This window comes from Chryseobacterium sp. GM_Chr_2 (genome assembly GCF_026540445.1).
In the GTDB taxonomy this organism is placed as follows: domain Bacteria; phylum Bacteroidota; class Bacteroidia; order Flavobacteriales; family Weeksellaceae; genus Chryseobacterium.
This window is the reverse complement of record NZ_JALNUD010000006.1, coordinates 148,068-174,107: the sequence shown is the minus strand read 5'-3', so window position 1 is coordinate 174,107 and position 26,040 is coordinate 148,068. Positions and strand designations below refer to the sequence as shown.

27 protein-coding genes are annotated in these 26,040 nt (G+C 36.0%); 17 read left to right on the top strand and 10 right to left on the bottom strand.

Annotated features, from left to right (window positions below):
• Nucleotides 1-131 precede the first annotated feature (131 nt).
• The 14 genes from prfA to OXQ85_RS11535 all read left to right on the top strand — a co-directional run bounded on the left by prfA (nucleotide 132) and on the right by OXQ85_RS11535 (nucleotide 15,093).
• Nucleotides 132-1,217, top strand: coding sequence for a peptide chain release factor 1 (gene prfA, locus OXQ85_RS11600; RefSeq protein ID WP_267404721.1), 1,086 nt, complete (start codon nucleotides 132-134; stop codon nucleotides 1,215-1,217).
• A gap of 75 nt (nucleotides 1,218-1,292) precedes the next feature.
• On the top strand, nucleotides 1,293-1,979 hold the full coding sequence (locus OXQ85_RS11595; RefSeq protein WP_267404720.1) for a hypothetical protein: 687 nt from the start codon (nucleotides 1,293-1,295) through the stop codon (nucleotides 1,977-1,979).
• 140 nt (nucleotides 1,980-2,119) lie between these two features.
• Nucleotides 2,120-4,153 carry a prolyl oligopeptidase family serine peptidase gene (locus OXQ85_RS11590; RefSeq protein WP_267404849.1) on the top strand — a complete coding sequence of 678 codons (2,034 nt, stop codon included), beginning with the start codon at nucleotides 2,120-2,122 and terminating at the stop codon, nucleotides 4,151-4,153.
• A 230-nt stretch (nucleotides 4,154-4,383) separates the two neighbouring features.
• A complete protein-coding gene (gene scpA / locus OXQ85_RS11585) occupies nucleotides 4,384-6,501 on the top strand; it encodes a methylmalonyl-CoA mutase (RefSeq protein ID WP_267404719.1) in 2,118 nt (705 codons plus the stop codon).
• A gap of 66 nt (nucleotides 6,502-6,567) precedes the next feature.
• Nucleotides 6,568-7,059 (top strand): hypothetical protein, encoded by a 492-nt coding sequence (locus OXQ85_RS11580; RefSeq protein ID WP_267404718.1) that lies wholly within the window; start codon nucleotides 6,568-6,570, stop codon nucleotides 7,057-7,059.
• Nucleotides 7,060-7,082: 23 nt separating this feature from the next.
• On the top strand, nucleotides 7,083-8,066 hold the full coding sequence (locus tag OXQ85_RS11575; RefSeq protein ID WP_267404716.1) for a M28 family peptidase: 984 nt from the start codon (nucleotides 7,083-7,085) through the stop codon (nucleotides 8,064-8,066).
• Nucleotides 8,067-8,078: 12 nt separating this feature from the next.
• A complete protein-coding gene (locus tag OXQ85_RS11570) occupies nucleotides 8,079-8,828 on the top strand; it encodes an AraC family transcriptional regulator (protein ID WP_267404714.1) in 750 nt (249 codons plus the stop codon).
• 30 nt (nucleotides 8,829-8,858) lie between these two features.
• Nucleotides 8,859-10,013, top strand: coding sequence for an NAD(P)/FAD-dependent oxidoreductase (locus OXQ85_RS11565; RefSeq protein ID WP_267404712.1), 1,155 nt, complete (start codon nucleotides 8,859-8,861; stop codon nucleotides 10,011-10,013).
• Between the two features lie 524 nt (nucleotides 10,014-10,537).
• Nucleotides 10,538-11,287: a hypothetical protein gene (locus OXQ85_RS11560; protein WP_267404710.1), complete on the top strand. Its 750-nt coding sequence runs from the start codon at nucleotides 10,538-10,540 to the stop codon at nucleotides 11,285-11,287.
• A gap of 10 nt (nucleotides 11,288-11,297) precedes the next feature.
• Nucleotides 11,298-12,689: an RtcB family protein gene (locus OXQ85_RS11555; protein ID WP_267404708.1), complete on the top strand. Its 1,392-nt coding sequence runs from the start codon at nucleotides 11,298-11,300 to the stop codon at nucleotides 12,687-12,689.
• Nucleotides 12,690-12,773: 84 nt separating this feature from the next.
• Nucleotides 12,774-13,325: a hypothetical protein gene (locus OXQ85_RS11550; RefSeq protein WP_267404706.1), complete on the top strand. Its 552-nt coding sequence runs from the start codon at nucleotides 12,774-12,776 to the stop codon at nucleotides 13,323-13,325.
• A gap of 175 nt (nucleotides 13,326-13,500) precedes the next feature.
• Nucleotides 13,501-13,914, top strand: coding sequence for a hypothetical protein (locus tag OXQ85_RS11545; protein WP_267404704.1), 414 nt, complete (start codon nucleotides 13,501-13,503; stop codon nucleotides 13,912-13,914).
• Complete coding sequence (gene prfH / locus OXQ85_RS11540; RefSeq protein ID WP_267404702.1) at nucleotides 13,893-14,591, top strand: peptide chain release factor H; 699 nt, start codon at nucleotides 13,893-13,895, stop codon at nucleotides 14,589-14,591. Before OXQ85_RS11545 ends, prfH begins: the two co-directional genes overlap by 22 nt.
• Nucleotides 14,578-15,093, top strand: a complete 516-nt coding sequence (locus tag OXQ85_RS11535) for a hypothetical protein (protein WP_267404700.1) — start codon at nucleotides 14,578-14,580, stop codon at nucleotides 15,091-15,093. Before prfH ends, OXQ85_RS11535 begins: the two co-directional genes overlap by 14 nt.
• Nucleotides 15,094-15,122: 29 nt before the next feature.
• Here the strand turns inward: OXQ85_RS11535 and OXQ85_RS11530 are convergent, their stop codons facing one another.
• Together OXQ85_RS11530 and OXQ85_RS11525 are read right to left on the bottom strand one after the other, a co-directional pair.
• Nucleotides 15,123-15,389 (bottom strand): cytochrome C, encoded by a 267-nt coding sequence (locus tag OXQ85_RS11530; RefSeq protein WP_267404697.1) that lies wholly within the window; start codon nucleotides 15,387-15,389, stop codon nucleotides 15,123-15,125.
• Nucleotides 15,390-15,431: 42 nt separating this feature from the next.
• The gene (locus OXQ85_RS11525; RefSeq protein WP_267404695.1) at nucleotides 15,432-15,725 is read right to left on the bottom strand and encodes a cytochrome C; all 294 of its coding nucleotides are present in this window, start codon (nucleotides 15,723-15,725) and stop codon (nucleotides 15,432-15,434) included.
• Between the two features lie 396 nt (nucleotides 15,726-16,121).
• Here OXQ85_RS11525 and meaB point away from each other — a divergent pair, with 396 nt between their 5' ends.
• Nucleotides 16,122-17,108 carry a methylmalonyl Co-A mutase-associated GTPase MeaB gene (meaB, locus tag OXQ85_RS11520; protein WP_267404693.1) on the top strand — a complete coding sequence of 329 codons (987 nt, stop codon included), beginning with the start codon at nucleotides 16,122-16,124 and terminating at the stop codon, nucleotides 17,106-17,108.
• On the opposite strand, the gene OXQ85_RS11515 is transcribed toward meaB, so the two are convergent.
• Complete coding sequence (locus OXQ85_RS11515; RefSeq protein WP_267404692.1) at nucleotides 17,105-17,650, bottom strand: DUF4251 domain-containing protein; 546 nt, start codon at nucleotides 17,648-17,650, stop codon at nucleotides 17,105-17,107. The genes meaB and OXQ85_RS11515 overlap by 4 nt on opposite strands.
• Nucleotides 17,651-17,759: 109 nt before the next feature.
• Here OXQ85_RS11515 and OXQ85_RS11510 point away from each other — a divergent pair, with 109 nt between their 5' ends.
• Together OXQ85_RS11510 and OXQ85_RS11505 are read left to right on the top strand one after the other, a co-directional pair.
• On the top strand, nucleotides 17,760-18,563 hold the full coding sequence (locus OXQ85_RS11510; protein ID WP_267404691.1) for a M48 family metallopeptidase: 804 nt from the start codon (nucleotides 17,760-17,762) through the stop codon (nucleotides 18,561-18,563).
• An 89-nt stretch (nucleotides 18,564-18,652) separates the two neighbouring features.
• The gene (locus OXQ85_RS11505; RefSeq protein WP_267404689.1) at nucleotides 18,653-18,967 is read left to right on the top strand and encodes a hypothetical protein; all 315 of its coding nucleotides are present in this window, start codon (nucleotides 18,653-18,655) and stop codon (nucleotides 18,965-18,967) included.
• A gap of 40 nt (nucleotides 18,968-19,007) precedes the next feature.
• Here OXQ85_RS11505 and OXQ85_RS11500 read toward each other — a convergent pair whose 3' ends face one another.
• The 7 genes from OXQ85_RS11500 to pgi form a co-directional block, all read right to left on the bottom strand.
• Entirely contained in the window at nucleotides 19,008-19,619 is a 612-nt protein-coding gene (locus OXQ85_RS11500) for an outer membrane beta-barrel protein (RefSeq protein WP_267404686.1), read from the bottom strand.
• Entirely contained in the window at nucleotides 19,603-20,418 is an 816-nt protein-coding gene (locus OXQ85_RS11495) for an ATP-binding cassette domain-containing protein (protein WP_267404685.1), read from the bottom strand. The genes OXQ85_RS11500 and OXQ85_RS11495 overlap by 17 nt, the downstream gene beginning before the upstream one ends.
• Nucleotides 20,418-21,170, bottom strand: a complete 753-nt coding sequence (locus OXQ85_RS11490; protein ID WP_267404679.1) for an ABC transporter permease — start codon at nucleotides 21,168-21,170, stop codon at nucleotides 20,418-20,420. The genes OXQ85_RS11495 and OXQ85_RS11490 overlap by 1 nt, the downstream gene beginning before the upstream one ends.
• 109 nt (nucleotides 21,171-21,279) lie before the next feature.
• Nucleotides 21,280-22,650: an exopolysaccharide biosynthesis polyprenyl glycosylphosphotransferase gene (locus OXQ85_RS11485; protein ID WP_267404677.1), complete on the bottom strand. Its 1,371-nt coding sequence runs from the start codon at nucleotides 22,648-22,650 to the stop codon at nucleotides 21,280-21,282.
• A 42-nt stretch (nucleotides 22,651-22,692) separates the two neighbouring features.
• A complete protein-coding gene (locus tag OXQ85_RS11480; protein WP_267404847.1) occupies nucleotides 22,693-23,322 on the bottom strand; it encodes a 7-carboxy-7-deazaguanine synthase QueE in 630 nt (209 codons plus the stop codon).
• Between the two features lie 7 nt (nucleotides 23,323-23,329).
• Nucleotides 23,330-24,214, bottom strand: a complete 885-nt coding sequence (locus OXQ85_RS11475) for a bifunctional 5,10-methylenetetrahydrofolate dehydrogenase/5,10-methenyltetrahydrofolate cyclohydrolase (RefSeq protein ID WP_267404675.1) — start codon at nucleotides 24,212-24,214, stop codon at nucleotides 23,330-23,332.
• A 104-nt stretch (nucleotides 24,215-24,318) separates the two neighbouring features.
• Entirely contained in the window at nucleotides 24,319-25,959 is a 1,641-nt protein-coding gene (gene pgi / locus OXQ85_RS11470; RefSeq protein ID WP_267404673.1) for a glucose-6-phosphate isomerase, read from the bottom strand.
• Nucleotides 25,960-26,040 lie beyond the last annotated feature (81 nt).

Sequence of the window (26,040 nt, the reverse complement as noted above, 5' to 3'; positions counted from 1 at the left end):
ATTCTTCACTACGCTTTCGCTTCATTCAGAATGACAAACCGCAATATTTTGCGAGAAAAAATAATGTAATGCGATGGGTTATTGAGTTTTGAATTAATAATCCGTATCTTTGCACCCACAAAATTTTCATAATGTCTAAATCATTAATTCCAAAATTAGAAGCTATAAAACAAAGATATAATGAGGTTGCAGACCTTATTATACAGCCTGATGTTATTTCTGATCAGAAAAGATATTCTTCTCTGAACAAAGAATATAGCGATTTGGGGAAAATTGTAAGAGTTTACGATCAATATAAAGGAGCTTTGGATACGATCGAAGAGTCCGATGAAATCATTGCTGACGGATCAGACAAAGATTTTGTTGAATTGGCAAAAATCGAGAAAAACGAAGCGTTGGAAAAAATTCCGGGATTGGAAGAAGAATTAAAAGTATTATTAATTCCTAAAGATCCTGCGGATGATAAAAACGTAATTGTCGAACTTCGTGCGGGAACAGGTGGCGATGAAGCTGCTATTTTCGTGGAAGATGTTTACAGAATGTATTCTATGTATTTCAAAACGAAAGGATGGAGACATGAAGTAACAGATTCTAACGAAGCTGCAAAAGGTTACAAAGAATTAATCATGAAAGTAGAAGGCGAAGGCGTTTACGGAGTCATGAAATTCGAATCGGGAGTTCACCGTGTACAGCGTGTTCCCGAAACGGAATCTCAAGGTAGAGTTCACACATCTGCAATCACAATTGCCGTTCTTCCGGAAGCTGAAGAAGTCGATTTTGAACTAAATCCAGCTGATATCGAAATGCAGACTTCGCGTTCAGGTGGGGCTGGTGGTCAGAACGTTAACAAGGTAGAAACTAAAGTTCAGTTAACCCACAAACCTTCAGGCTTGGTAGTTGTTTGTCAGCAGGCACGTTCTCAGTTAGCAAACCGTGAACTAGCAATGGAAATGTTGAGAACAAAATTGTATGATATCGAATTGCAGAAAGTGCAGGGAGATATTGCTGCACAACGTAAATCCATGGTTTCTACGGGTGACCGTTCTGCAAAGATCAAAACGTATAACTATCCGCAAGGAAGAGTTACCGATCATAGAATCAACAAGTCTATGTACAACTTAGATGCGTACATGAATGGCGATATTTCTGAAATGATCGATGCAGTAATCATGGCAGAAAATGCCGAAAAAATGAAAGGAGAAGAAGAAAACTTTTAAAAGAAAATTACACTTATAATGCTCTTGAGATTCAAGAGCTTTTTTTTGCTTAAACACTGAGAATTAATATAAACTATGGGATGGATCAAAAATGTGCTGTTACTTACAGTACTGATCTGTGTTCAGAATCTGAGGGCACAGACGAATGTTTTAAAGCCTGACAAAGTATTTGATTTGTATTTTAATGCTTTTGTAAAGCACAACGATCAGTCATTAACAGAACTTAATGATTATCTTAAAAATTTTATTGGCGAGGAAGGTCTCTATAAAGTTGATATGAAAACTGCCTATCGTGAAGAACTGAAAGGACTGACCAATCTGTTTCTATCCGGATTTTCGGAAAATGTAGCTAAAGAATGCGAGCCGGATGTTAAAAATTACTTCAATGCACTTTTTGATAGATTTAAATCTGCGCGTTACACCATTAAAAATATGGAAACGATGCGAAACGACTATTCTCAAAGTCAGGATATTTCTGAAGTTTATTATGAGGTGATGGTAAAAATTCCGGAAAATAAATCTAATATTGATCTTAAAAATGGAAAGAAAATCAGCGCTAAAGAATTGAAAATCTACTTGAAAGATATAACGAATCAATTATTGAGTGCCAATAAAGAATTTTCTCTTTCGGAAAAATTTAATCTATATCAGATTTATAAAAATGATAAAGTTTATTACTGGAATGGAGGCCCTCAGGAATTGTTGTGGAAGCTGAATAATTTCTATTTTCAAAATTTTAATTCAAACAAAATAAAACCTTAAATAAAATGAGCTGCTGTTTTCAGTAGCTTTTTTTATTTCCGATAGTTTGCGTATTTTTGAGAAAATCGTTCGAAATGAATTTTAGACCTATTTTATTAACGGCTGGCGTTTTGTTTTCAGCAACTTTTTATTCTCAAAAAATGAATTATCCTAAAGCATTAAAAGGAAATCAAACCGATACCTACTTCGGAACTTCGGTTGCTGATCCGTTCAGGGATTTGGAAAATGATTCCCAAGCCACTAAAAAATGGGTGGATGAAGAGGTGAGCTACACTCAGAATTATCTTTCAAAAATCCCTTTCAGAGATAAAATCAAAGATCGGCTGAGAGATATCTGGAATTATGAAAAAATTTCAGCACCTTTCAAAGAAGGCGATTATACATATTATTATAAAAACGACGGATTGCAGGCGCAGTCGGTTTTATACAGAACCAACAATAAAACAAAATCTACGGAGGTTTTCTTAGATCCTAATAAATTTTCAGATAAAGGAACCACTTCTTTGGCGAATTTATCTTTCAATAAAAAAGGAAATTTAGCGGCATATTCCATCTCAGAAGGCGGTAGCGACTGGAATAAAATCATCATTATTGATGCGATTACTAAAAAGCAGATCGATGAAACATTGGTGGATGTAAAATTCAGCGGAATTTCATGGAGAGGTGATGAAGGCTTTTATTATTCAAGCTATGATAAACCTAAAGAAGGAACGGTGCTTTCAGGAATGACGGATAAGCATAAAGTATATTTCCACAAATTAGGTACAAAACAATCAGCAGATCAATTGATTTTTGGTGGTGAAAAGACTCCGAGAAGATATTTAAGCGCGGGGGTTTCTGAAGATCAGAGATATTTAATTATTTCTGCTGCGAATGCCACCAACGGAAACGAATTATACATCAAAGATCTGAAAAACGGAGGTGATTTCGTTCAGATTAACAAAGGTTTCGACATCAATGCGAGCATTGTAGATACGGAAGGAGACAATTTGTTTATTTTCACAGATAAAAATGCTCCGAATATGCGTTTGGTAAAGACAAGCATTAAAAATCCATCTCCTGAAAACTGGATAGATGTGATTGCGGAAACGCCAAATGTTTTGGGAATTTCTTCAGGTGGTGGTTATTTCTTTGCGACATATATGATTGATGCTATTGATCAGGTGAAACAGTATGACAAGACTGGAAAATTAGTAAGAGAAATTGCGCTTCCGGGCAAAGGTAATATCGGAGGTTTTGGCGGTAAGGAAACAGAGAAGGAGCTTTATTTCTCGTTCACGAACTATATTACACCGGGAACAACGTATAAATTCAATGCAGATTCTGGAAAATCAGAGGTGTATCAGAAGCCTAAAGTGAAATTTAATCCTGAAGATTATGTATCTGAACAGGTTTTCTATACCTCAAAAGACGGAACAAAAGTTCCGATGATGATCAATTATAAGAAAGGAACTAAGCTGGATGGTAAAAATCCTACGATTCTTTATTCTTATGGGGGGTTCAACATCAGTCTGCAACCTTCTTTCTCTGTGGTAAATGCTATCTGGATGGAAAATGGAGGTATTTATGCCGTTCCGAACATCCGTGGAGGAGGGGAATACGGTAAAAAATGGCACGATGCAGGAACGAAAATGCAGAAGAAAAATGTATTCAATGACTTTATTGCTGCTGGAGAATATTTACAGTCTAAAGGCTATACTTCAAAAGAATATATGGCGTTGTCGGGAAGATCAAACGGTGGTCTTTTAGTGGGAGCTACGATGACGATGCGTCCTGATCTGGCAAAAGTTGCTTTCCCGGGAGTGGGTGTTTTGGATATGTTGAGGTATAACAAATTTACAGCCGGAGCGGGATGGTCTTACGACTACGGAACAGCGGAGGATAACAAAGAAATGTTTGAATATTTAAAGTCATATTCGCCGGTGCATAATGTGAAATCTACTTGCTATCCATCAACTATGATTATCACAAGTGATCATGATGACAGGGTGGTACCTGCGCATTCTTTCAAATTTGGTGCAGAATTACAGGAAAAACAAAATTGTAAGAATCCTATCCTTTTAAGAATTGAGAAAAATGCAGGTCACGGAGCCGGAAGGTCTACAGAACAGGTGATTGGCGAAAATGCAGATTTGATCTCTTTTGCTTTATATGAAATGGGAATTAAACTTTAGAATACATTGTTATAACATAAAATAAAACCGGATGAGCTTCATCCGGTTTTTATTTCTTAATAGTGGTACTAAGATGGATTTATGAATTTCAAAACTATATTTTGATCATACTTTAAACAAAATGTAATGCGAGTTAATTTTAATTTAAAATCCACGTAATCACAAGGTTATCAATAGTGTTTTATTATTCCAAAAATGCTTAAATTTAGCCATCTAATAAATCTGAAAGTATGAGAAGAGAAGTTCAAAACAAAACTCCTCAATTTAATATAACTGAAAAAATAACGGAAATCTATCCTTTCGAAAAAGACGGATTACAGTTAAAATCTTCTTATAAAAAAGAAGATGTTAAAGATCAATCTTTAACCGAAACTTCTCCGGGGATTGCGCCTTATTTAAGAGGTCCGTATTCCACAATGTATGTTCAGAAACCTTGGACGATTCGTCAGTACGCAGGTTTCTCTACAGCGGAAGAATCCAATGCTTTTTATAGAAGAAATTTAGCGGCTGGGCAAAAGGGACTTTCCGTAGCATTCGATCTGGCGACACACAGAGGCTATGATTCCGATCATGCGAGAGTGGTTGGAGACGTTGGAAAAGCGGGAGTAGCGATCGATTCTGTGGAGGATATGAAAATTTTATTTAATGAAATTCCATTAGATCAGATTTCGGTTTCCATGACGATGAACGGGGCTGTTTTACCGATTCTGTCTTTTTACATTGTTGCTGCGGAAGAACAGGGAGTTGCTCAGGATCTACTTTCAGGAACCATTCAGAATGATATTTTGAAGGAATTCATGGTGAGAAATACCTACATTTATCCACCAGCACCTTCCATGAAAATCATTGCTGATATTTTCGAATATACATCTAAAAATATTCCAAAATTCAATTCAATTTCTATTTCAGGGTACCACATGCAGGAAGCTGGAGCAACTCCGGTGCTGGAAATGGCATATACACTTGCAGATGGCTTAGAATACGTAAGAACCGGAATTAAAGCGGGAATGAATGTCGATGATTTTGCCCCAAGATTATCTTTCTTCTGGGCAATCGGAATGAATCATTTCATGGAAATCGCAAAAATGCGTGCCGCAAGATATATTTGGGCTGAATTATTAAAGCAATTCAATCCTCAAAATCCAAAATCGCTAGCCTTAAGAACGCATTCTCAGACTTCTGGTTGGTCTTTAACGGAACAGGAACCATTTAACAATATTACAAGAACAGCGATTGAAGCATTGTCTTCTGCATTAGGTGGAACTCAGTCTTTGCATACAAATGCTTTGGATGAAGCAATTGCACTTCCTACAGATTATTCAGCGAAAATTGCAAGAAATACACAGATTATTCTTCAACAAGAAAGTGGAATTTGTGATGTTGTAGATCCTATGGGAGGAAGTAATCTGGTTGAATCTCTGACTCAGCAAATGATCGAGGAAGCTATGAAATATATTGATGAGGTTGAGCAGGAAGGGGGAATGACAAAAGCCATCGAAGCCGGAATTCCAAAGATGAGAATTGAGGAAGCGGCGGCAAGAAAGCAGGCTAAAATTGATAGCGGAGAGGAATTTATCATCGGAGTTAATTCTTTCAGATCTGCTTTGAAACAAGATCAAATCGAAATATTAGATATTGATAATACGGAAGTTCGCAGAAAGCAGATCGAAAGATTGGATTCCATTAAGTTAAACAGAAATTCCGAAGCGGTTGAACAGATTTTAAATGAAATCCGAGAATCCGCAAAAACAGGAAAAGGCAATCTTTTAGCATTATGTATCGAAGCGGCTCGCAGAAGAGTGACGCTGGGAGAAATGAGTGATGCCATGGAAGAGAGTTTCGGAAGATATAAAGCAAACATCAGAACAATTTCAGGAGTTTATGCGATGAATGCAGGGAAAAACGAATATTTTGAAAAAGCATTAAATCTTACTCAGAAATTTGAAGAAGAAGAAGGTCGCCGACCAAGATTAATGGTGGCAAAAATGGGACAGGATGGTCATGACAGAGGAGCAAAAGTCGTGGCAACCGCATTTGCGGACATGGGATTCGATGTCGATGTGGCGCCATTGTTCCAGACTCCGGAAGAGGTGGCCAAACAGGCCGTGGAAAACGATATTCATATTTTGGGAGTTTCTTCATTGGCGGCGGGTCACAAAACATTGGTTCCGCAAGTGGTGGAAGAACTTAAAAAATTGGGAGCAGATGACATTACGATCGTTGTTGGTGGCGTAATTCCTCAACAGGATTATGAATTTTTATATGCTAACGGAGCAGACTTTATTTTCGGTCCGGGAACAAATCTACCGAAATGCGCTGTCGATATTTTGGAGAAATTTTTAAACTAAATTAACGTTTTCAATGGAAAAATTGCACAGCGTTTGTACTGTAAACCATAACCAAAACAAAATATTATGGCTTATACAGTAGTTTCAGTATTTCCGCAGACTGTAGATACAGAGGAAATTAAAAAAGATTTAAAAGAAAAAGGATTCAGCGAAGCGAATATTATTGTTTCAAAATCAAATGTTGAGGCGGGGCTTAATCATTATCAGGAAGACGAGCAGACAAAAGGCTTCTTTGATTATGTGTTCGCCCACGATGCCGAAATGTTGGATGCCTACAGAACGCATAGCGTAGGAAAAAATAATGTGGTGGTCTATGCAAATGATTTGGAACAGGCAAAAGCAGCAAAAATGATTCTTAATGAAAAGGGTGCTCTTGAAGTATACAGAAAACCTTCGGATCATCAGAAAGATATTCCTGACGGAATGACGGAGAAAGAATATGATGGAATCATTGCGAAAGCAAGACACGATATTTATTTCCTTGATCCAGAAAGAACCTATCGCCCTAATAGCAGAGGAATGGAAGATACGATGGATGATTTGGGTTCAAAAGATTAAACTCAACTAACCTATTATAAATAATGAAATTTAAAAATATATTGAAGCCTACAAGAGGAAAATTTTTTCTTCTTGTAGGTTTTTGCTTTCTAACTCTTTTTCTTTGTGGAACTTTCAAAACGAAAATTCGTTTAAATAAAGCAAATGTTTCAGCAGATATTCATTTGGTAAATCAACATTTAAAATTGTTGGTGGAAACCCCACAATTTCGGAATCATAATAATTTGGAACAACTGAATGCTACTGCAGATTATATTTTTAAAAACTTCAATCAATATGCCGATGAAACGATCTTTCAGGAATATAAAGTTGATGGAAAGATCTATAAAAATGTAATTTGTTCTTTCGGAACAGAACATCAAAAGAGAATTATCATTGGAGCTCATTATGATGTTTGCGGCGATCAAAAAGGAGCGGATGATAATGCGACGGGGGTGACGGCTCTTTTGGAATTAGCCAGAATGTTGAAAGGGCAAAAACTCAATTATAGAATCGATTTGGTTGCTTATACATTGGAGGAACCACCGTTTTTCAGAACTGAAAATATGGGAAGCTATATTCATGCGAAATATCTCAAAGACAATCATATTGACGTGTACGGAATGGCAAGTGTCGAAATGATTGGCTATTTTAAAGACGAAAAAAATTCACAGGATTTTCCTGTAGGAGCCCTTTCGTGGATTTATGGAAATAAAGGAGATTTTATCACTTTGGTTAAAAGATTTAGCGGTTCAGGAAAATTTGTGAGAAACTTTATAGATAATTTTAAAGAATCAAAACAAATCAAAACTGAAACTTTTCCGGCTCCTAAGTTTGTAAAAGGAGTAGATTTTTCAGACCATCTGAATTACTGGAAATTTGATTATCCGGCTTTAATGATTACAGATACCTCTTTTTTTAGAAATAAAAATTATCACGAATCGACAGATACGTTGGAAACGCTCGATCTACAAAGAATGACGAAGGTGATTGATGCCATTTTCATCAGTTTGATTAATTTAAAGTAAATTTTAAACAGTATGGATTCTCAGATTGAATATCATTTCATTCAGCCTCAACCCGAAATTTCAAATTTTGTGGAAAGTTTCTGGATGCTTGAAAATCATTCTGAAGACCCTAAAGAAGCCATACTTTTACCTGACGGAAGGGTAGATCTTATTCTTTCAAAATCATCATCCGAGCCTTTTCATATCGTTCTTTTGGGGATTGAAACATTGCCTGAACAAATTGTTATTCCTGCCAAAACAAAAATGTTTGCCATTAGCTTTACATTACTTGCGGTAGAATATATTTTAAATGAATCGGTGGCTGATCTTTTAGGTAAAGCAAAAATTCTGAATAATGACTTCTTGGGCTTTGATGTTGAATCTTTAAACGATTTCAAAACCTTTCATGTGTCCGCCACTCAAAAAATTATTGATCTTTTACCCGCAGATTTGGATTCAAGAAAAGAAAAACTGTTCCATGAAGTGTATCAATCAGAGGGAGATATTGTCATTAAAGAAATATCTGATAAAATAGGATGGAGCAGTCGGCAAATCAATAGATATTTTACTAAAGAATTCGGACTTTCATTAAAATCTTATTGTAATATTCTTCGTTTCAGAGCTTCGTTCGGCCACATCAAACAAGGGAAATTATTTCCTGAGAAAAACTTTACAGATCAGGCACATTTCATCAAAGAGGTGAAAAAACTGGCGGGAGTTTCCCCTAAAGAATTATTCAAAAATAAAAACGACCGTTTTATACAATTTTCTACGTTGCAGTAACTCTAATTTTGTAACATGAAATTTAACAATATGTTACTGAAAAACAAAAAAATAGCCATTGTAGGTGGCGGTCCAGGCGGTTTAACTTTAGCACGTTTGCTTCAATTAAAGGGTTTAGATGTCAAAGTGTATGAAAGAGATTTCAACAAAGAGGTGCGTGTACAGGGCGCAACTTTGGATCTGCATGAAGAATCTGGTCTAGAAGCACTTCGCAGAGCTGGTTTAATGCAGGAGTTTGAACAAAACTACAGACCCGATGCCGGAAAAATGCGAATTGTAGATAAAAACAACAATATTCATCTGGATGATCATCTTTCCGATGAATCTTACGCAGAAGACCGTCCTGAAATCGATCGAGGACCACTCAGAAAAATTCTTTTAGACTCTTTAGATCCTGAAAATATCATCTGGGACAGTCATTTCATTTCTATGGAAAAATCTGGTGAGGGCTGGATGCTTCACTTTAAAAACGGAACTTCGACCTATGCTGATCTGGTGATTGCTGCAGACGGAGCCAATTCAAAAATCAGAAAATACCTTAACGCTATTCAGCCCATCTATTCCGGAGTTACCATTTTGGAAGGAAATGTTTATAACGCAGAAAAAAATGCTCCGAAACTGAATGCCCTGTTAAAAGGAGGCAAAGTTTTCGCTTTCGGCGATGAAAAATCAATTATTCTAAGTTCGAAAGGAGACGGAAGCCTTTCATTTTACACAGGCAGTAAAGTGGAAGAACAATGGGTTAAAAATTCAGGAATTGATTTTAAAGATAATCGACAGGTTTTTGATTGGTTTAAAACGGAGTTTGGAAATTGGAGTTCCGATTGGAATGAGCTGTTTTCGAGTGATGAGGTAAGCTGTATTCCCCGCCCGCAATATCATTTTCCATTGAATCAATCTTGGGAAACTATGCCCAATATCACGCTGCTCGGTGATGCTGCCCACCGAATGCCGCCTTATGCTGGAGAAGGTGTGAATATGGCAATGCAGGATGCTTTCGAGCTTGCGGACGCACTCACCAATGATCAATTTCAAGACCTGAAAACAGCCATTTCATACTACGAAAAACAGATGCAGCAAAGAACCTCAAAAGTCACCGAAGATACATTGAAAAATACGGCATTCCTTCACTCGGAAAATGCTTTGAACTTGATGCTCAGCATGATGAAAGGCAAAGAATTTTAAAAAATTATTTTGCAGATTAAAAAAATACTATATCTTTGCATCTGAAAATCAAGTTTAACCATTAAAAAACAACGAAGCAATGTTCAAATTTAATCTACATTCAACAGTAGGATTGTCTTTTGCAAAGGCGAGGCTTCGTGGTTTGGTACACTCTTAGAATAACAGTATAATGATATATCAAAACCCGAAGTCGTAAGATTTTCGGGTTTTTTATTGCGCAATATATCAAACTCAAATCAGTTTCCCCGAAATCTTTTTTTATACAATTTTTGGAATCTTTTCGAATAAAGTTTTTTAGGAGCTTTATCCCGCTTTCCACTATATCTTTTTTATTACGGCCTCCGCTTCGCTGCGGCCGCAACAAAAAAGGATGCCGTTGCAATCGGGGCTAGGAAAAGGTTACCGCTAAACGAAACCTCATAGGTTTTTGAAGCCTATGAGGTTTAAATAAAGTCAACTAAAATGCTAGTTGATTCAGATTTAATGTGATATATCGAAGTCTCACTTCTAATATCTAAAATGTAATGGAAAAAGATAACCTTTTGTCTTCCAGATTACGAAGTCTGAGAAGCAGAAAAAGAATCATAAGAAAAGATGTAGAAAAGCAGATCAGGAAAAAGTATAAACTTAGTGATGAACTTTGGAAAATAAGAAGAAATATTCCGTTAGTTCCTTTGATGGAACCTTATCAGAGAGGTTTTGTAAGATTCTTTGTCATAAGAGACGATGTGAAACGTTCCAAAGATGGCGATTTCTTCGAAGGAATTTTAGATAAGATCAATACAAAGATGTACTCAGAAACCCGAAAATTCTTAAAAAAGAAAAGAAAATGCGGACGAAGAATATATATTGAAAGAGAGCAGAAATTGGCTCGATTTTCAACGTATCAGTGGAACGATCCCAAGTTGGGATTAACAATCCGAGAAAGGCAATATTTCTTAAAAAGAGAAGAGTATTGTCCGTTCAGAAAGAGATATAATATTTACTACGAATTTATCGAACCGTGGAGATTTGTATTGAGAGTAAAACCAAACATGGTCACTCATTACAAACCATTGAATTCCGATTTAGAAAAAGAAATTGATGAACTCGATTCATTTTTAGGTCGGCATAAAATTATGGGAATTATTCATAAAAAGATATATGGTAAACCCAATCCGTGGAAAGATAGATACAAACGTGATCCGCTGAACAGCAGAAAATGCGTTCACTACAAAATGTCTGCAACAGAGATTGCAGAAAATTCAGAGGATGGAAATATCCTCCAATTTTAAAACAAAAACAATGGGAAATTTAAAACTTAAAGGAAAAGATATATTAAAAATAGGCTATCCAAACAATCAGAGTGTGAACATCGCTTTGGAAGTCATGAAAAGAAATTTTGCAACGAAAAATATTCATCATGTGAAATCTCTTTTAAAGGAAATTCTGCAAAATCCAGAACAATTCGAAAAAGATTTAACGTTCGGACAAATCGCAGAAGCTTTGCTTTCATCCAAGAAAACAGAAAAAAGAATGCTTAATACAAACAGAGCGACTTTTAATATTTTCGGAACTCAAATTTCGGATGAAGCAAAAAACCAACTGTACACCGCATTGAAACTTCCAATTTCGATGCAGGGAGCTTTAATGCCCGATGCACACAGCGGTTACGGGCTTCCAATCGGTGGAGTTCTCGCCGTAGAAAATGCGGTGATTCCTTACGGAGTCGGGATGGATATCGGTTGCAGAATGAGCCTCAGTATTTTGGATACACCTATTTCATATCTTGACGGAGCGGGAGATAAATACGAAAAAGCTCTTGCCGAACATACCAAATTCGGAATGTATGAAACACATAAATCTCACGTCGATCATGAAATTTTCGACAGAGATACGTTTGATTTAATTCCGATTTTGAGAAGATTAAAAGGAAAAGCCATTAAGCAAATGGGAAGTTCCGGAGGCGGAAATCATTTCGTGGAATTCGGAGAAGTAGAAATCACGGAAGAAGATGAACAAATCGGACTTCCAAAAGGAAAATATCTCGGAATTCTTTCACACAGCGGTTCGCGTGGATTGGGAGCGGAAATCGCTCAGTATTATTCGAGAGTGGCGACAGAACAATGTCCGTTGCCGAAAGAAGCACAACAATTTGCCTGGCTGGATTTAAGTACTCACCTCGGATTGGAATATTGGACTGCAATGAATTTGGCAGGAGATTACGCTTCGGCTTGTCACGACGATATTCACAGAAGATTGGTGAAAGCGGTCGGAGGAAGAGTGAAAGCCAGAATCGAAAATCACCACAATTTCGCATGGAAAGAAATTCATAACGGAAAAGAAGTAATTGTTCACAGAAAAGGTGCAACTCCAGCTAATGAAAATGAATTGGGAATGATTCCCGGTTCGATGACGGCAAAAGGTTTCATCGTTCGCGGAAAAGGAAATCCGGATTCTTTGAATTCGGCTTCACACGGCGCAGGAAGAGCGCATTCTAGAGGAGAATGCAGAAGTCTTTTCACTCAAAATGACATCAAAAAAGAATTAAAACTGAAGAATGTCACGTTGATGGGCGGAAATACAGAAGAAGCACCAATGGCTTACAAAGATATCAATGAGGTGATGAATGCACAAAGTGAGTTAGTTGATATTCTGGGAACTTTCCAGCCTCGAATTGTGAGAATGGATAGATAAATTGGTTGATGGGTTTTAGTTGTTGGTTGATGGATTTTAACCAGCAACTATCAACCGTCAACAATCAACAAAAAATTTGACAAAATGGGAGCACCACATAATATAAAAAGATACGGTGAAGTCTGGCCGGAATTTAGGATTCAACACGGACTGGAAATTTTAGAGAAATTAAAAGATAAAGTCATCATTTCAGGAGGTTGGGCGTGGCATTTTATGTCTGAAACCGGACATACGGAATACAAACACGCTCATGACCACAAGGATATTGATGTTTTTGTAAAGAAAGAGAATGTAGCTGAGGCTGTAATGATTCTTCAGCAGGAAGGTTTTCAAAAAGTCTGGACAAGATACGATCATCTTCCGAGCGAAGAAAATTTTCGCAGATATGAGAAAACACTTGAAATGGAAAACGGAAAATTTCACAGAATTACGATTGATTTCTTTGAGAAAAACGATCTGGAAACTGTCGAAGCAAACGGATTTACTGTCGTAAAACCTGATATTTTACTTTCGTTTTACAGAAATATCCATTCCAGCGATAAATGTTGGGGAGTAATGGCGGCAAAAGAATTATTAGAAAAAGGAATTGACCCGGTTGGTCATCCGAAATTAAGTGAAATGCCTAAAATAAACTGAAATGAAAAAAAGATATAAACAGGAATATTTTGGCTATCACGAAAGTATTCTCGTAGTTTGTCCGGATTGCGGAGAAGATGCTGTTGTGAAAAATTAACACAGTTATAAAACGGCAACATTAGAGTGTAATCATTGTGATTTGCGAAAAAAAGGATTGGATTTAGTGATTTACAAAGTGTTTGTAAAATTAAATTGTCCGGTTTGTGCGCATCCGATTCGTTATGAGCAAGGAAATTTGAAAGAAAAACCTAAGAATGTTACTGTAAAATGTGATGAGTGCGAATCTTCTTTTCACATTCAACCAAAATCAGAGAAATATCTCAATAATTCAATAAAAGAAGAAGGCTTGATACATGATCCCGTTTTCGGTTGTAGATATTATTTTCAGGAAGATTTTAAAGGAAAATTATTCTGGGCAAAAAATAGGGAACATCTTTTAGAGATGCAAAACTATGTTTCCTCAGACTTGAGAACAAGATTACCGTACAGAATGCGAATGGTAGAAAGATTACCAACATTTATTAAAGAAGCCAAAAACAGAGAGGCGATTTTAAAAATTTTACAAAAATGGAAAAACTCATACAAATAACCTCAGGAAGAGGACCTTTGGAATGCCAATGGGTCGTTGCCAAAGTGCTGAAAACATTCCTTGAGGAAGCAAAAAATAATAATATAGACTATGAAATCATCCATCGTGAAAATGGTGATGAAAACCTGACATTGAAATCTGTAACGTTGCTTTTAAAATCAAAAAGCATCAATGAATTTTTAAAAACGTGGTTAGGAAGCATTTGCTGGACAGGAAAAAGTACGTTCCGAAAACTGCATAAAAGAAGTAATTGGTTTATCGGAATTTTTGAACTGGAAGGTTTGGAGAAAATTCAATTTAATGAAAAAGATATTCAGTTTCAGACAACAAGAAGTCAGGGAAGTGGCGGGCAGAATGTGAATAAAGTGAACACGGCTGTTCGGGCGACTCATATTCCGACGGGACAAAGTGTTTTTGTGCAAGATTCTCGTTCACAATTGGAGAATAAGAAACTTTCGATTACAAGATTGAAGGAAAAGGTTTTGGAACAGAATATTATTCAGCTTCAAAAAAGAATGCAGGAAACGTGGAACAATCATTTACAGGTGCAAAGAGGAAACCCGATTAGAACGTTTTCCGGAACAGATTTTAAAAAGAATCATCAGAAAAAATCTTTCAAAAAACAGAGAAATCAACTCAAAAATGAATTAAAAAACTACAAAAATGACCTTAACTAAAAATAAATATTACTTCGAAGCTTTGGACAACTATCCGTACAGTCTTCCGGAATGTTTGGAAGCGTTGAATTATGCGTTGTCTTACGACCCGGAAGACGCAGACAGCCTTTGTCTGATGGGAAGAATTTACAGTGAAATGCTTTCTGATTACGGAAAAGCAAAGCTATATTTTGAAGAAGCCATGCTGTATGATGTCAATAATCTTAATACTCCGCAGTATTATATCAAATGTCTTTTGGATAACGAAGATTTTCATGAAGCGGCAAGATTAATCGAATATGCATTAAAAATTAAAGGGATTGATAAGTCTACAATATGGTTTTACCGATCCCTGCTTTCCGAAAAAAGAGGAAGTTTTAAGAATGCCCTGAAATTTCTGGACGAATCTGCAAAGTATTGTTTCACAGAATATAGTTTGAATGTGGTAAAGGATCGTAAAAAGTTTGTAAAATCTAAAATGCCAAAGAAAATAAAATCCAAAAAAAAGAAGGAGGTTAAATAAATCTCCTTCTTTTATATTATTTAGAAAAATTATTTCTTATTCGCAGAAATCAGATAATCATAAACCATTTGATGCTGGTCATCGGTTAATTTGGCTTTAGGAGCCATTCTTGCCAGTGTTTTTATCCAGTCTTGGTCATCATGCTTTGCGGGATCAGGAAGTTTGTGACACTTATTACAAGAGTTCTCAAAAACAGTTTTTCCCTGAGCGATTTGTTCAGATGAGGTATACTTTGGGCCGGTGACAGCTACACTTTTAGGTCCGCAAGAAGCCATAAACGCAGACACGATAATCATACCTAAAATCAATTTTTTCATAACAATATTTTTAGAAAAGGTTTATTTCTTCACAGAAACAACATAATCATAAACCCATTGATGTTGCTCATCCGTAAGTTTTGCCTTCGGAGCCATCGAGTTCATGATACCTACCCATTGTACCGAAGTGTGAGCTGTTGGATCTGGTAATTTATGACATCTTCCACAAGAGTTTTCAAAAATTGTTTTCCCTTGTGCTATTTGCTCGGCTGTAGACGTTGCAGGTCCTATTGGAGCTGTTGGTGTAGATGATTTTGATGTACAAGATGCTAATAAAACAGCAATGAATGATGCTACAGCGATTATCTTTTTCATGTTTCTTATTTTGATTGATAACAAATGTAGCAAATTCCCTTTCTCATTGATAAATTGAGACTTAATTTAGAAGAAGTATAAATATGAATGGGCGAAGGCAAATTTTCTCAAACGCTCTTTTTTTTAGAAGCTATTTCTCGCTTTTCGCACTCGCTATTTTCTGAGTTTCGGCGGCGGGCAAAGCCCGCCGCCGCCGAAACTCAGAAAATGAGCTCAAACAAACGCTGCAATCGGGCTAGAAAACCGTCATTTCTCTCAAAATCAGTAAAAATCCACAAGAGCTCATACAAAATTTCAAATACCAATTGTTAAATAAAATTATTATTCGACAAAAAATAATAAATGAAACCCTCTTCACACTTGACCATTGACTTATAAATCTTTATTTTTGAATCAATGAAATTTTCTACACAAGAACTAATGGATGGAATTCGATCAGGCAACAAACGTCTGATTGCGAAAGCCATTACATTAGTGGAAAGTAAAAAGGCAGAACATAGAACTCAGGCAGAAGAATTATTAAAACAAATCATGCCTTTTACAGGAAATTCCGTTCGTGTAGGAATCACAGGAGTTCCGGGAGCCGGAAAATCAACTTTTATAGAAAGTTTTGGAAGATTAGCGATTGCAAATGGCAAAAAAGTAGCAGTTTTAGCCATAGATCCTAGTTCAGCAATCAATAAAGGAAGTATTTTAGGAGATAAAACCCGAATGGAAGAACTGGCAAAGGAAGAAAATGCTTTTATTCGTCCTTCTCCAAGTTCCGGTTTTTTAGGAGGCGTTGCCAATACCACTTTTGAAACAATGATGATCTGTGAAGCAGCGGGTTATGATTATATTTTAATTGAAACGGTCGGCGTTGGTCAGTCGGAAGTGCTGGTTGCGGATATTACCGATGTCTTTTTATTTTTAAAAATAATTGGTGGCGGAGATGAGCTTCAGGGCATCAAACGCGGGATCATGGAAATGGTAGACGTAATTTTCATTAATAAAGTTGAAAAAGATAATCTTCAAAAAGCAAAAAATACAAGGTTAGAATTGAAACGTGCCCTTGATTTTATTCCGCCCAAAGAAAAAGACTGGAAAGTTCCGGTTTTATTGGGTTCTGCGCTGCACAACGAAGGATTGAAAGAAATTTTTGAAAAAATAACAGATTTCATTAATTTAAAAAAGAAAATCAATCGCTTCGAAGAAGTTAGAACACAGCAAGCTGAAAAACGATATGAATATTGGGTTCAAGAATATATTTTAGCCTTGATGAAGAGAAATGAATCTTTAGAAGAAGCTTACCTTCAGCATAGAAAAAATGCTTCAGCAATGGTTTCAAATCCTAGCACTGAAGCAAAATTATTTGTTGAAAAATTCCTTAATCCTGAAAATTAGAGTTTTTCTTTTTCCTCGATATTTTTAGAAATAAATCCGTCATAAGAAATCGGCTGTCTATCATTACTTCTGATTGATGTAAATGCTCTTCCGTTTTTAAAGATTTCAATAATGATCTCATCCACAGTACTTTGATCATTTACTTTAATTTTAACAATCCATTTTCCTTTTTTACCTTGAGTTTTACTTACCAAAAAATCTTTTGAGGTAAATCTGTAGCCGGTTTTATCTGTATTTCCGTAAGATGGGTTGAACACTCTTCCGAAATAGGGCAAATAAACTTCAAGCTTATCTTTTTTTAAATCAATTGAATAATTACTTCCTGCAAGATCAAGCATTCTTGTTGATGTGGTATTAGGAAGAGAATTCATAACATTAATAACATCATAATTGGTTGGTGTTGCTCTTTCTGCACGAAACGAGAAATCTTCGGTATCTACGATTCCTGCAATAGTTGAAGGATCAACTTTAGTTTGGGCAAAACTATTCTGAAAGATCATCAGAAAAACAAAAATGAATATGATTGAAATATACTTTTTCATGATAATAAAATAATTATTAAATTTAAATAGCAAAATGTATGCAAAAATTCTGTTTCAAAAAAGTTTTGGAATAGAAATTGTAAATGATGATTTAACAACCCTCTAAACTATGAAAATTACACATCTATTAGGAATAGGAGCGCTGGCTCTTTCCGTTGCAGCATGTACTACAAACCCGATCACGGGAAGGTCTTCTTTACAATTGGCAAACAATTCTGAAATCCTTACCATGTCTGCACAAGAATATAAAACTACCTTATCTAAAGGTAAAGTGATTACCGGGACGGCAGACGCCAAAAAAGTGGTTGCTGTTGGTAGCAGAATAAAAGCGGCAGCAGAGAAATATTATCAAAATATTGGCAGATCGGCAGATTTAGCAAATTATAATTGGGAATTTAATCTTTTACAAAGCAGTGAATTGAATGCTTGGTGTATGCCTGGCGGAAAAGTTGCTGTTTATACTGGGATTTTACCAATTACTAAAAATGATAACGGTCTTGCTGTTGTGATGGGTCACGAAGTTTCACACGCATTGGCAGGTCACGGAAACGAAAGAATTTCTCAGGCTATGGTCGCACAATACGGTGGTCAAATCTTAGGAGGAACGATTTCTAACGGGCAATGGGCTAATGTTTTTGAGAAAGTTTACCCAATTGGTTCTCAGGTGGCTTTGTTGAAATATGGTAGAAACCAAGAGTCTGAAGCAGATGAAATGGGATTATACTTAATGGCAATGGCAGGATATGATCCGAGAGAAGCAGTTCCTTTCTGGAATAGAATGGAAGCCGCAGCAACCGGAGCAAGACAGCCGGAATTCTTATCTACCCACCCGAATCCTGAAACCAGAATTTCAGATATTAATAAAGATTTACCTAAAGCTTTAGAATATTACAAAGCAGCGGGAGGAAAATAATAAATAGAAATTTTAATCTTGAAATATAGCCTTATTAAATTTTTGCTAAATTTGGTAAGGCTTTAATTTTAACCACTTAAACACACATTATGAAAGGTTTATCACTTACCGGGCTTATACTTTTGGCTGTTTCTGTATTGTTATTTTACCTTACCTCGCCCAATTTTACTATCAATGATCTTCAGATGTCCCACGTTATGGGCATCATGGGAGGTGTTGGCATTGGTTTAATTATTGGCGGAATGGTAGGATACGTTAGCAAAGGGAGCGCCATCAAGGCTGAACAAAAGAAGAAAGAATTCAAGCAGTTGCAAAAAGATAAAGAAGAGCTTGAACAAAAGGCTGCCGAAATTGCAAAACGTGAAGCAGAATTACAGTCTCATAATCAAAATCCTCAAATCTAACGACTTGAGGATTTTTTTAAAATTGTTATTTTCGAATTAATTAAAACTTGTAACCAACACCTACCATAAATAAATTAGGTCTGTTGTCGTATCTTATTTCTTCGCCAGAAACTTTATTGATGAAGTTTCTTGAATCTTTACTGAAAGCACCTTCATATCTTGCATTCAGAATTAATTTTTTGATTTCAAACTGAGCTCCGAACTGGTAACCTACCGTGAAGTTATCTCTTGAGTTTTCTTTAAAATCATTAAAAGTATCTTCTTTGCTCAAATTATAGCTCGCCACGGGTCCTACAAATACTCCTAAAGTATTTCCTAAAAGATTATACCCTAAAAGAATCGGCAAATCCATACGATTACTTTTGATATCGAAGGTTGTAGATTCTGTAGTAAATTCGTTTTTAAAATGCGTGTAGTACAATTCCGGCATTACATATAAAGCCCCTGGCAACGGAACTTTTAATGAAAGACCAACGTTGAAACCTGCATTGTTTTTTCCGCTTCCTTCAATGGCATCATTTACGGTTCCTTTAATGTTTTTCCAAGATGGTGAACCTGTAGGAAATATTATGTTTGCTTTACCTGCCAAAGAAATCTGAGCAGAAGCAAATACTGAAAAACCTATTAATGCTATACTAAGTGCCTTTTTCATTATCGTCTATTTTTGTGATTGTATTATCAATAGTTTTATTATTCTCAAGTAAATATTCTCTCAGTTCTTTAAATAGTTCTGATGAATAAACGAAATCAATAAGATTTTTATTGCCCGCCGTGATCAAAACGTCTTTATTTCCTTCCCATTCTTTGATACCCAATCTTAGATAAACAATCTTTTCACCAATCGTCATCACCGAGTTCATATCGTGGGTGTTGATGATCGTTGTGGTGTTATATTCTTTAGTGATCTCAAGCAGAAGATCATCAATTACGTTTGATGTATAAGGGTCTAATCCTGAGTTTGGCTCATCACAGAAAAGATATTTTGGGTTGTTTACAATCGCTCTCGCAATAGCAACCCTTTTTTGCATTCCCCCGGAAATTTCAGAAGGAAATTTTTTATTAGCTTTATCTAAATGTACTCTTCCGATTACCTCAAAAACACGTCTTTTCTTTTCTCTGTAAGATAAATTGGTAAACATATCCAACGGGAACATGATGTTTTCTTCCACCGTTAATGAGTCGAACAAGGCACTTCCCTGGAATACGGTTCCGATTTCCGAACGAAGATGCTGTTTTTCGTCACGTGTCATCACGTTAATATCTCTTCCATCGAAAAGAATCTCTCCGGAAGTTGGCTGAAAAACATTCAGTAAGCTTTTAAGAAAAACTGTTTTCCCTGAACCACTCTGCCCAATAATTAAATTTACTTTACCTTTATCAAAAGAGGTTGAAATTCCTTTAAGTACTTCAACACCATCAAAACTTTTCTTTAAATCTTTTACCTCAATCATTAGCTTAATATTAATTGGGTTAATAGCAATTCGGAAAGGATGATGAAAACCATCGTCCAAACTACCGCCTGTGTACTTGCTCTACCTACTTCCAATGAGCCTCCTTTTACATTATAACCAAAATAAGAAGGAACGGTGGCAATGATAAATGCAAAAACAGCTGTTTTTGTAAATGCATAATAAATGAAAAGATTCGGCATATACATCTGAATTCCGATTACATAATCATTGGTTGTCCAGTTTCCTGTCAAAATTCCTGCAATATATCCTCCGGCGATCCCAAAAACGATGCTTATGGCAATCAGTAAAGGATTAAATATTACACAGGCGATGATTTTAGGTAAAATCAGGAAGTTAGGAGAGTTTACTCCCATAATGTCCAAAGCATCAATCTGTTCCGAAACCCTCATTGTACCTATGCTGGATGCTATATATGAACCTACTTTTCCGGCCAGAATCAAACTGATGATTGTAGGCGCAAATTCTAATACCAAAACGGCTTTTGTTGCATATCCTACAAATGACGGAGGAATAGGAAATGAAGAAGCATCAAAGTTATTAAACATTTGAATAGCCACTACCGCTCCAACGAATATAGATGTGAAGATAACCAACCCGAAAGAGTTGACTCCCAAATCATTGATTTCTCTCATGAATAGTTTCCAGAATACTCTCATTTTTTGAGGTTTCTGGATAGATTTACCAAGAAGAAGAATATATTCTCCGACTGCTGTAAAAAACTTTTTTAACATTCTGCTAAATTAGACTTTTTTTATTTAATTATTTAAGTTGAGATTAAGTCTAAGGTTTAGTTTTAAATGCTCAAATTAAGATTAAATTTATCCTAATTTGAATTAAACCTTATTTTGCATTTTTATCCCCACCGAGAACTAATAAAATGGTTTTCAAAATAATAACAAGATCCAGCGCAAAACTCCAGTTTCTCACATAGAAAGCGTCTGCCAATACACGTTTTTTCATCTCTACTTCCACGTCTCCCGAGTCTCCACGAAGTCCGTTTACCTGCGCCAAACCTGTAATTCCCGGACTTGCCATGCTTCTCAGGCTGTATCTTCCGATCTTGGGTTTGTAATAATCATCAACAGCCAACATGTGCGGTCTAGGACCAACAATCGACATTTCACCTTTCAACACATTCAAAAACTGAGGCATTTCATCAAGGCTGGTCTTTCTTAAAAATTTACCAATCTTGGTGATTCGCGAGTCGTTTTCGCTGGTTGTTTTGGTTGTAGATTCATCATTTACCACCATGGTTCGGAATTTAATGCAACTAAAAACCTCTTCATGAAAACCATATCTTTTCTGTATGAAAAAAACAGGCCCTTTTGATGTTGATTTAATTAAAATTGCAATAATTGGGAAAAGCCAAGAGCAAATTCCTACCAAAACGAAGATGGAAAACAGAATATCGAACGTTCTTTTCATCAGAAAATTCGAATAATAATCTAAAGGATATCTTGCCTGATTAAGAATGGGCTGCGTCTGAATATAAGCCAAATCATAAAGGAAAAAATCACTTTGTGAAATATTGGGAATTAAAGTAATATGTACTTTATTGGCTTCGGCTAGTTTAAATAGACGATCTTCAGTTTCTGGGCTGAATGAATGGTCTGTGGGCAAAAATAAAGTATGAATTCCGTTGTCTTGCCAAAATTTTATCAGATTTTCAGACTGAATATCAACATCTTTATAATCAAAAACTTTATAACCGTAATCTTTTCTGTTGCTGAAAATATTCTTTAAAATCTCCGTAGAGCTGTTTTCATTCAGAAACATAATATTTCGATGGTTTACCCCTAAACTTCGGATGTATTTTATTCCGAAATAAATTATTGATTTAGAAAGGAATACGAAAAAATAGAGATAAAACGATAACCAATAAATGTCGGAATTGAAAAACGCATTGTAGCTCACTTTCCCGATAAGGAAAACTCCTAAAATAAATAAGAGAAAGTGAATTAAAAGCCGCTCAAGAAACAAAGTATACGTTAAGTTCCTGGGAATATTATAGATTTTTGTTCTACCGCTGAGAAGCATCCAAAACAAAAATAATAAGGCCAGAGAAAACGTATTTTGGTACCAACTTTCCTGATTGTACTTTAATTCTTCGTTTCTGCTTATAAAAAAGAATATGAAAATAGATGCAATAACCAAAAGGTCAAGCAATATAATGATTGATTTCAGGTATCTAGAGTATCGAATTCTCTGCATCTATGTGTTATAAACGGATACGAAGAGCTAAGGTACGTATTTTTATGGGATATTAAGATATTTATGAGTCTGAACAGACGCTCTCCAATCTGGGTTTTCAAGAATGAAATCTGTAATTTTAGGATACATTTCATCGCGCTTGCTCCATTCGCTCTGAAGATATAATGTACAGTTTTTTGAAACTTTTGCCGCTTGTTCCTGAGCGAATTTAAAATCATTATTATTAAATACAATCATTTTAAGTTCGTGAGCTTTAGCATAAATTTCTTCTTTTGGTAAGCCTGTTTTCTTTGGTGAAAGGGTGATCCAGTCGATTTGTCCGCTCATCGGGTATGCTCCGGATGTTTCAATATGAACGGTGCATCCTAATTCTTTTAATTTGGATGTTAAAATATCAAGATTCCACATTAAGGGTTCTCCACCTGTTAAAACAATGGTCTTACAATGCTTTGCCGCAGTTTCTGCAATTTCTTCTGCATTCATTAATGGATGTAAGTTCGGATCCCAACTTTCCTTTACATCACACCAGTGGCACCCAACGTCACAACCGCCCAATCTGATGAAATAGGCTGCTTTTCCCGTGTGTGCTCCTTCTCCCTGAAGAGTGTAAAAATGCTCCATCACAGGGAGCATTTTACCTTCTTTTAATAAAATATCTTCTTCTTTATTCATTTTAAAATTAGTCGTTGTAGACTGAAGTTTTGTAAGCAATGATGGTGTTTTTCATCAACATCGCTCTTGTCATAGGTCCAACTCCTCCCGGAACCGGTGTGATCCAGCTTGCTTTTGCAGCACAGCTGTCGAAATCTACGTCACCTGCCAAATAATAACCTTTTGGAGAATCATTGTCTACTCTCGTAATACCTACATCAACAATCACTGCTCCGTCTTTGATCATTTCACCTTTTAAGAAGTGAGGATCTCCCAACGCTGTAATTACGATGTCTGCTTTTTTAGTGTATTCTTCGATGTCTTTTGTGTAAGAGTGCGTTAACGTAACCGTTGAGTTTCCAGGGAAATCTTTTCTTCCCATTAAGATACTCATTGGTCTACCTACGATTTTACTTCTTCCGATGATAACGCAGTCTTTACCTTTAGTTTCAATATTATATCTTTCCAATAATGTTAAAATTCCGAACGGAGTTGCAGGTAAGAAAGTATCCATTTCCAAAGCCATTTTCCCAAAGTTTGTAGGATGGAACCCGTCAACATCTTTTCTCGGATCGATTGCGTTGATGATCTTCTCCTGATCGATTTGATCCGGTAAAGGCAACTGAACGATAAATCCGTCAACAGATTTATCTTTATTAAGTTCTTCAATTTTTTCCAATAATTCAGATTCAGAAACCGTACTTGGAAATTTCACTAAGCTCGATTGAAAACCAACTTCCTCACAATCTTTTACTTTTGCGTTTACATAAGCCTTGCTCGCGCCGTTGTTTCCAACAAGAATTGCCACCAAATGCGGAGCTCTTCTTTTGTTTGCAAGAATTTTTTCAACTTCAGCCTTGATTTCCTGTTTTATTTCTTTGGATACTTTTAATCCGTCAAGAATTTCTGCCATTTTACTTTTATTACTTTTTATTAGATTTTGGATAAGAATTAAATATTTAACGATTGAATCTACTTTCATTTATGATCAACCATACTTTTAATCTTTATCGTATTTTATTTATTCGCTTTATAATAATTAATCAACCCGTTTGTTGATGTATCATGAGAGGTAACGTTCTCATTATTTTCAAGTTCCGGAAGGATTTTGTTAGCTAAAACTTTTCCAAGTTCTACACCAAACTGATCGAAACTGAAAATATTCCAGATCACACCCTGAACGAAAATTTTATGCTCATACAAAGCAATTAATTGCCCTAATGAAAAAGGAGTTAATTCATTGATTAATATAGAGTTTGTTGGTGTGTTTCCGTGGAAGACTTTATAATTTAATAAGAAATCAATCTCCTCGTCAGATTTTCCCGAAGCTTTTAATTCTGCTTCCACTTCCTCTTCTGTTTTTCCGAAAGCAAGTGCCTCAGTCTGAGCAAAAAAGTTAGCTAATAATTTATCCTGATGATCAGAAACTTTGTTCGGACTTTTCGCATACGCAATAAAATCTGCAGGAATCAGTTCTGTTCCTTGGTGAATCAATTGATAGAAAGCGTGTTGTCCGTTTGTTCCCGGTTCTCCCCAAATGATTGGTCCTGTTTCATATTCTACAAATTCTCCATTTCTGTCAACACATTTTCCGTTACTTTCCATATCTCCCTGTTGGAAATATGCCGGAAATCTGTCTAAATACTGAGAATAAGGAAGAATAGCAACGGTTGTCGCTGCATAGAAATTACGATACCAAATTCCAATTAATCCCATCAAAACAGGAATGTTTTCACCAAATTCTGCAGTTTGGAAATGCTGATCTGTGTCGTAAGCTCCTCTCAATAATTGCTCATAATTTTCATAACCTACTGCAAGAACGATGCTTAAACCGATCGCGCTCCACAATGAGTATCTTCCGCCAACCCAATCCCAGAATTCGAAAATGTTTTCTTCTGCAATTCCGAAGTCTTTAACGGCCTGAACGTTAGTTGATAAAGCGACAAAGTGTTTTGCTACATCTTCCTGTTTTCCAGCTTGTAAGAACCAATCTTTTGCTGAATTTGCATTCGTCATTGTTTCCTGAGTCGTAAACGTTTTAGAAGCAATGATGAATAAAGTCGTTTCAGGGTTTAAATCTTTAACAACTTCTGCGATATGATTTCCGTCCACATTAGAAACAAAATGAACGTTTAACCTTGTTTTAAAATGTTTCAAAGCCGAAACCACCATCACAGGTCCTAAATCTGAACCTCCGATTCCGATGTTCACGACATCTGTAATTTCTTTTCCGGTAAAACCTTTGTGACCTCCAGAAATAATGCTTTCAGAGAAAGATTTCATGTGATCCAAAACTCTTTTGATCTGAGGTTTGATATTTTCACCGTCTACCAAAATTTCTTTATCAGAAAAATCTCTCAAAGCGGTATGCAGAACGGCTCTTCCTTCTGTTTCGTTGATTTTGTCTCCCGAAAACATTTTAGAAATCGCGTCTTTCAATTCGCATTCTTCAGCAAGGTTTAAAAGAAGGTTTTTTGTTTTAGAATCGATTAAGTTTTTAGAATAATCAAATAAAAAGTTAGGTCTTTTAATCGAAAATTCATTAAAACGGTTCGGATTGTATTCAAAAAGGCTTCTTAAATCAAAGTCATTATTTGCAAATTGCTCGTCCAAAGCTTTCCAGCTGTTGGTTTGAGTAGGATTTATTTTTGATAACATATATTTTAGAAATTAGGGTTATACTATTTGAAATTTCAGTGTGTTTTTCTTCCTGAATTCTGTTTGTGATATTTCAATCTG

Excerpts from the sequence above, each read along its gene's own strand:
- OXQ85_RS11570 (WP_267404714.1), top strand. The coding sequence starts at position 8,079 with ATGGATTCTCAGATTGAATATCATTTCATTCAGCCTCAACCCGAAATT.
- OXQ85_RS11495 (WP_267404685.1), bottom strand. The coding sequence starts at position 20,418 with ATGATTGAGGTAAAAGATTTAAAGAAAAGTTTTGATGGTGTTGAAGTA.
- OXQ85_RS11555 (WP_267404708.1), top strand. The coding sequence starts at position 11,298 with ATGGGAAATTTAAAACTTAAAGGAAAAGATATATTAAAAATAGGCTAT.
- prfH (WP_267404702.1), top strand. The coding sequence starts at position 13,893 with ATGGAAAAACTCATACAAATAACCTCAGGAAGAGGACCTTTGGAATGC.
- OXQ85_RS11505 (WP_267404689.1), top strand. The coding sequence starts at position 18,653 with ATGAAAGGTTTATCACTTACCGGGCTTATACTTTTGGCTGTTTCTGTA.
- meaB (WP_267404693.1), top strand. The coding sequence starts at position 16,122 with ATGAAATTTTCTACACAAGAACTAATGGATGGAATTCGATCAGGCAAC.
- OXQ85_RS11580 (WP_267404718.1), top strand. The coding sequence starts at position 6,568 with ATGGCTTATACAGTAGTTTCAGTATTTCCGCAGACTGTAGATACAGAG.
- OXQ85_RS11530 (WP_267404697.1), bottom strand. The coding sequence starts at position 15,389 with ATGATTATCGTGTCTGCGTTTATGGCTTCTTGCGGACCTAAAAGTGTA.
- OXQ85_RS11590 (WP_267404849.1), top strand. The coding sequence starts at position 2,120 with ATGAATTATCCTAAAGCATTAAAAGGAAATCAAACCGATACCTACTTC.
- pgi (WP_267404673.1), bottom strand. The coding sequence starts at position 25,959 with ATGTTATCAAAAATAAATCCTACTCAAACCAACAGCTGGAAAGCTTTG.
- OXQ85_RS11535 (WP_267404700.1), top strand. The coding sequence starts at position 14,578 with ATGACCTTAACTAAAAATAAATATTACTTCGAAGCTTTGGACAACTAT.
- OXQ85_RS11500 (WP_267404686.1), bottom strand. The coding sequence starts at position 19,619 with ATGAAAAAGGCACTTAGTATAGCATTAATAGGTTTTTCAGTATTTGCT.
- OXQ85_RS11550 (WP_267404706.1), top strand. The coding sequence starts at position 12,774 with ATGGGAGCACCACATAATATAAAAAGATACGGTGAAGTCTGGCCGGAA.
- OXQ85_RS11475 (WP_267404675.1), bottom strand. The coding sequence starts at position 24,214 with ATGGCAGAAATTCTTGACGGATTAAAAGTATCCAAAGAAATAAAACAG.
- OXQ85_RS11510 (WP_267404691.1), top strand. The coding sequence starts at position 17,760 with ATGAAAATTACACATCTATTAGGAATAGGAGCGCTGGCTCTTTCCGTT.
- OXQ85_RS11525 (WP_267404695.1), bottom strand. The coding sequence starts at position 15,725 with ATGAAAAAGATAATCGCTGTAGCATCATTCATTGCTGTTTTATTAGCA.
- prfA (WP_267404721.1), top strand. The coding sequence starts at position 132 with ATGTCTAAATCATTAATTCCAAAATTAGAAGCTATAAAACAAAGATAT.
- OXQ85_RS11490 (WP_267404679.1), bottom strand. The coding sequence starts at position 21,170 with ATGTTAAAAAAGTTTTTTACAGCAGTCGGAGAATATATTCTTCTTCTT.
- OXQ85_RS11565 (WP_267404712.1), top strand. The coding sequence starts at position 8,859 with ATGTTACTGAAAAACAAAAAAATAGCCATTGTAGGTGGCGGTCCAGGC.
- OXQ85_RS11595 (WP_267404720.1), top strand. The coding sequence starts at position 1,293 with ATGGGATGGATCAAAAATGTGCTGTTACTTACAGTACTGATCTGTGTT.
- scpA (WP_267404719.1), top strand. The coding sequence starts at position 4,384 with ATGAGAAGAGAAGTTCAAAACAAAACTCCTCAATTTAATATAACTGAA.
- OXQ85_RS11560 (WP_267404710.1), top strand. The coding sequence starts at position 10,538 with ATGGAAAAAGATAACCTTTTGTCTTCCAGATTACGAAGTCTGAGAAGC.
- OXQ85_RS11485 (WP_267404677.1), bottom strand. The coding sequence starts at position 22,650 with ATGCAGAGAATTCGATACTCTAGATACCTGAAATCAATCATTATATTG.
- OXQ85_RS11515 (WP_267404692.1), bottom strand. The coding sequence starts at position 17,650 with ATGAAAAAGTATATTTCAATCATATTCATTTTTGTTTTTCTGATGATC.
- OXQ85_RS11480 (WP_267404847.1), bottom strand. The coding sequence starts at position 23,322 with ATGAATAAAGAAGAAGATATTTTATTAAAAGAAGGTAAAATGCTCCCT.
- OXQ85_RS11575 (WP_267404716.1), top strand. The coding sequence starts at position 7,083 with ATGAAATTTAAAAATATATTGAAGCCTACAAGAGGAAAATTTTTTCTT.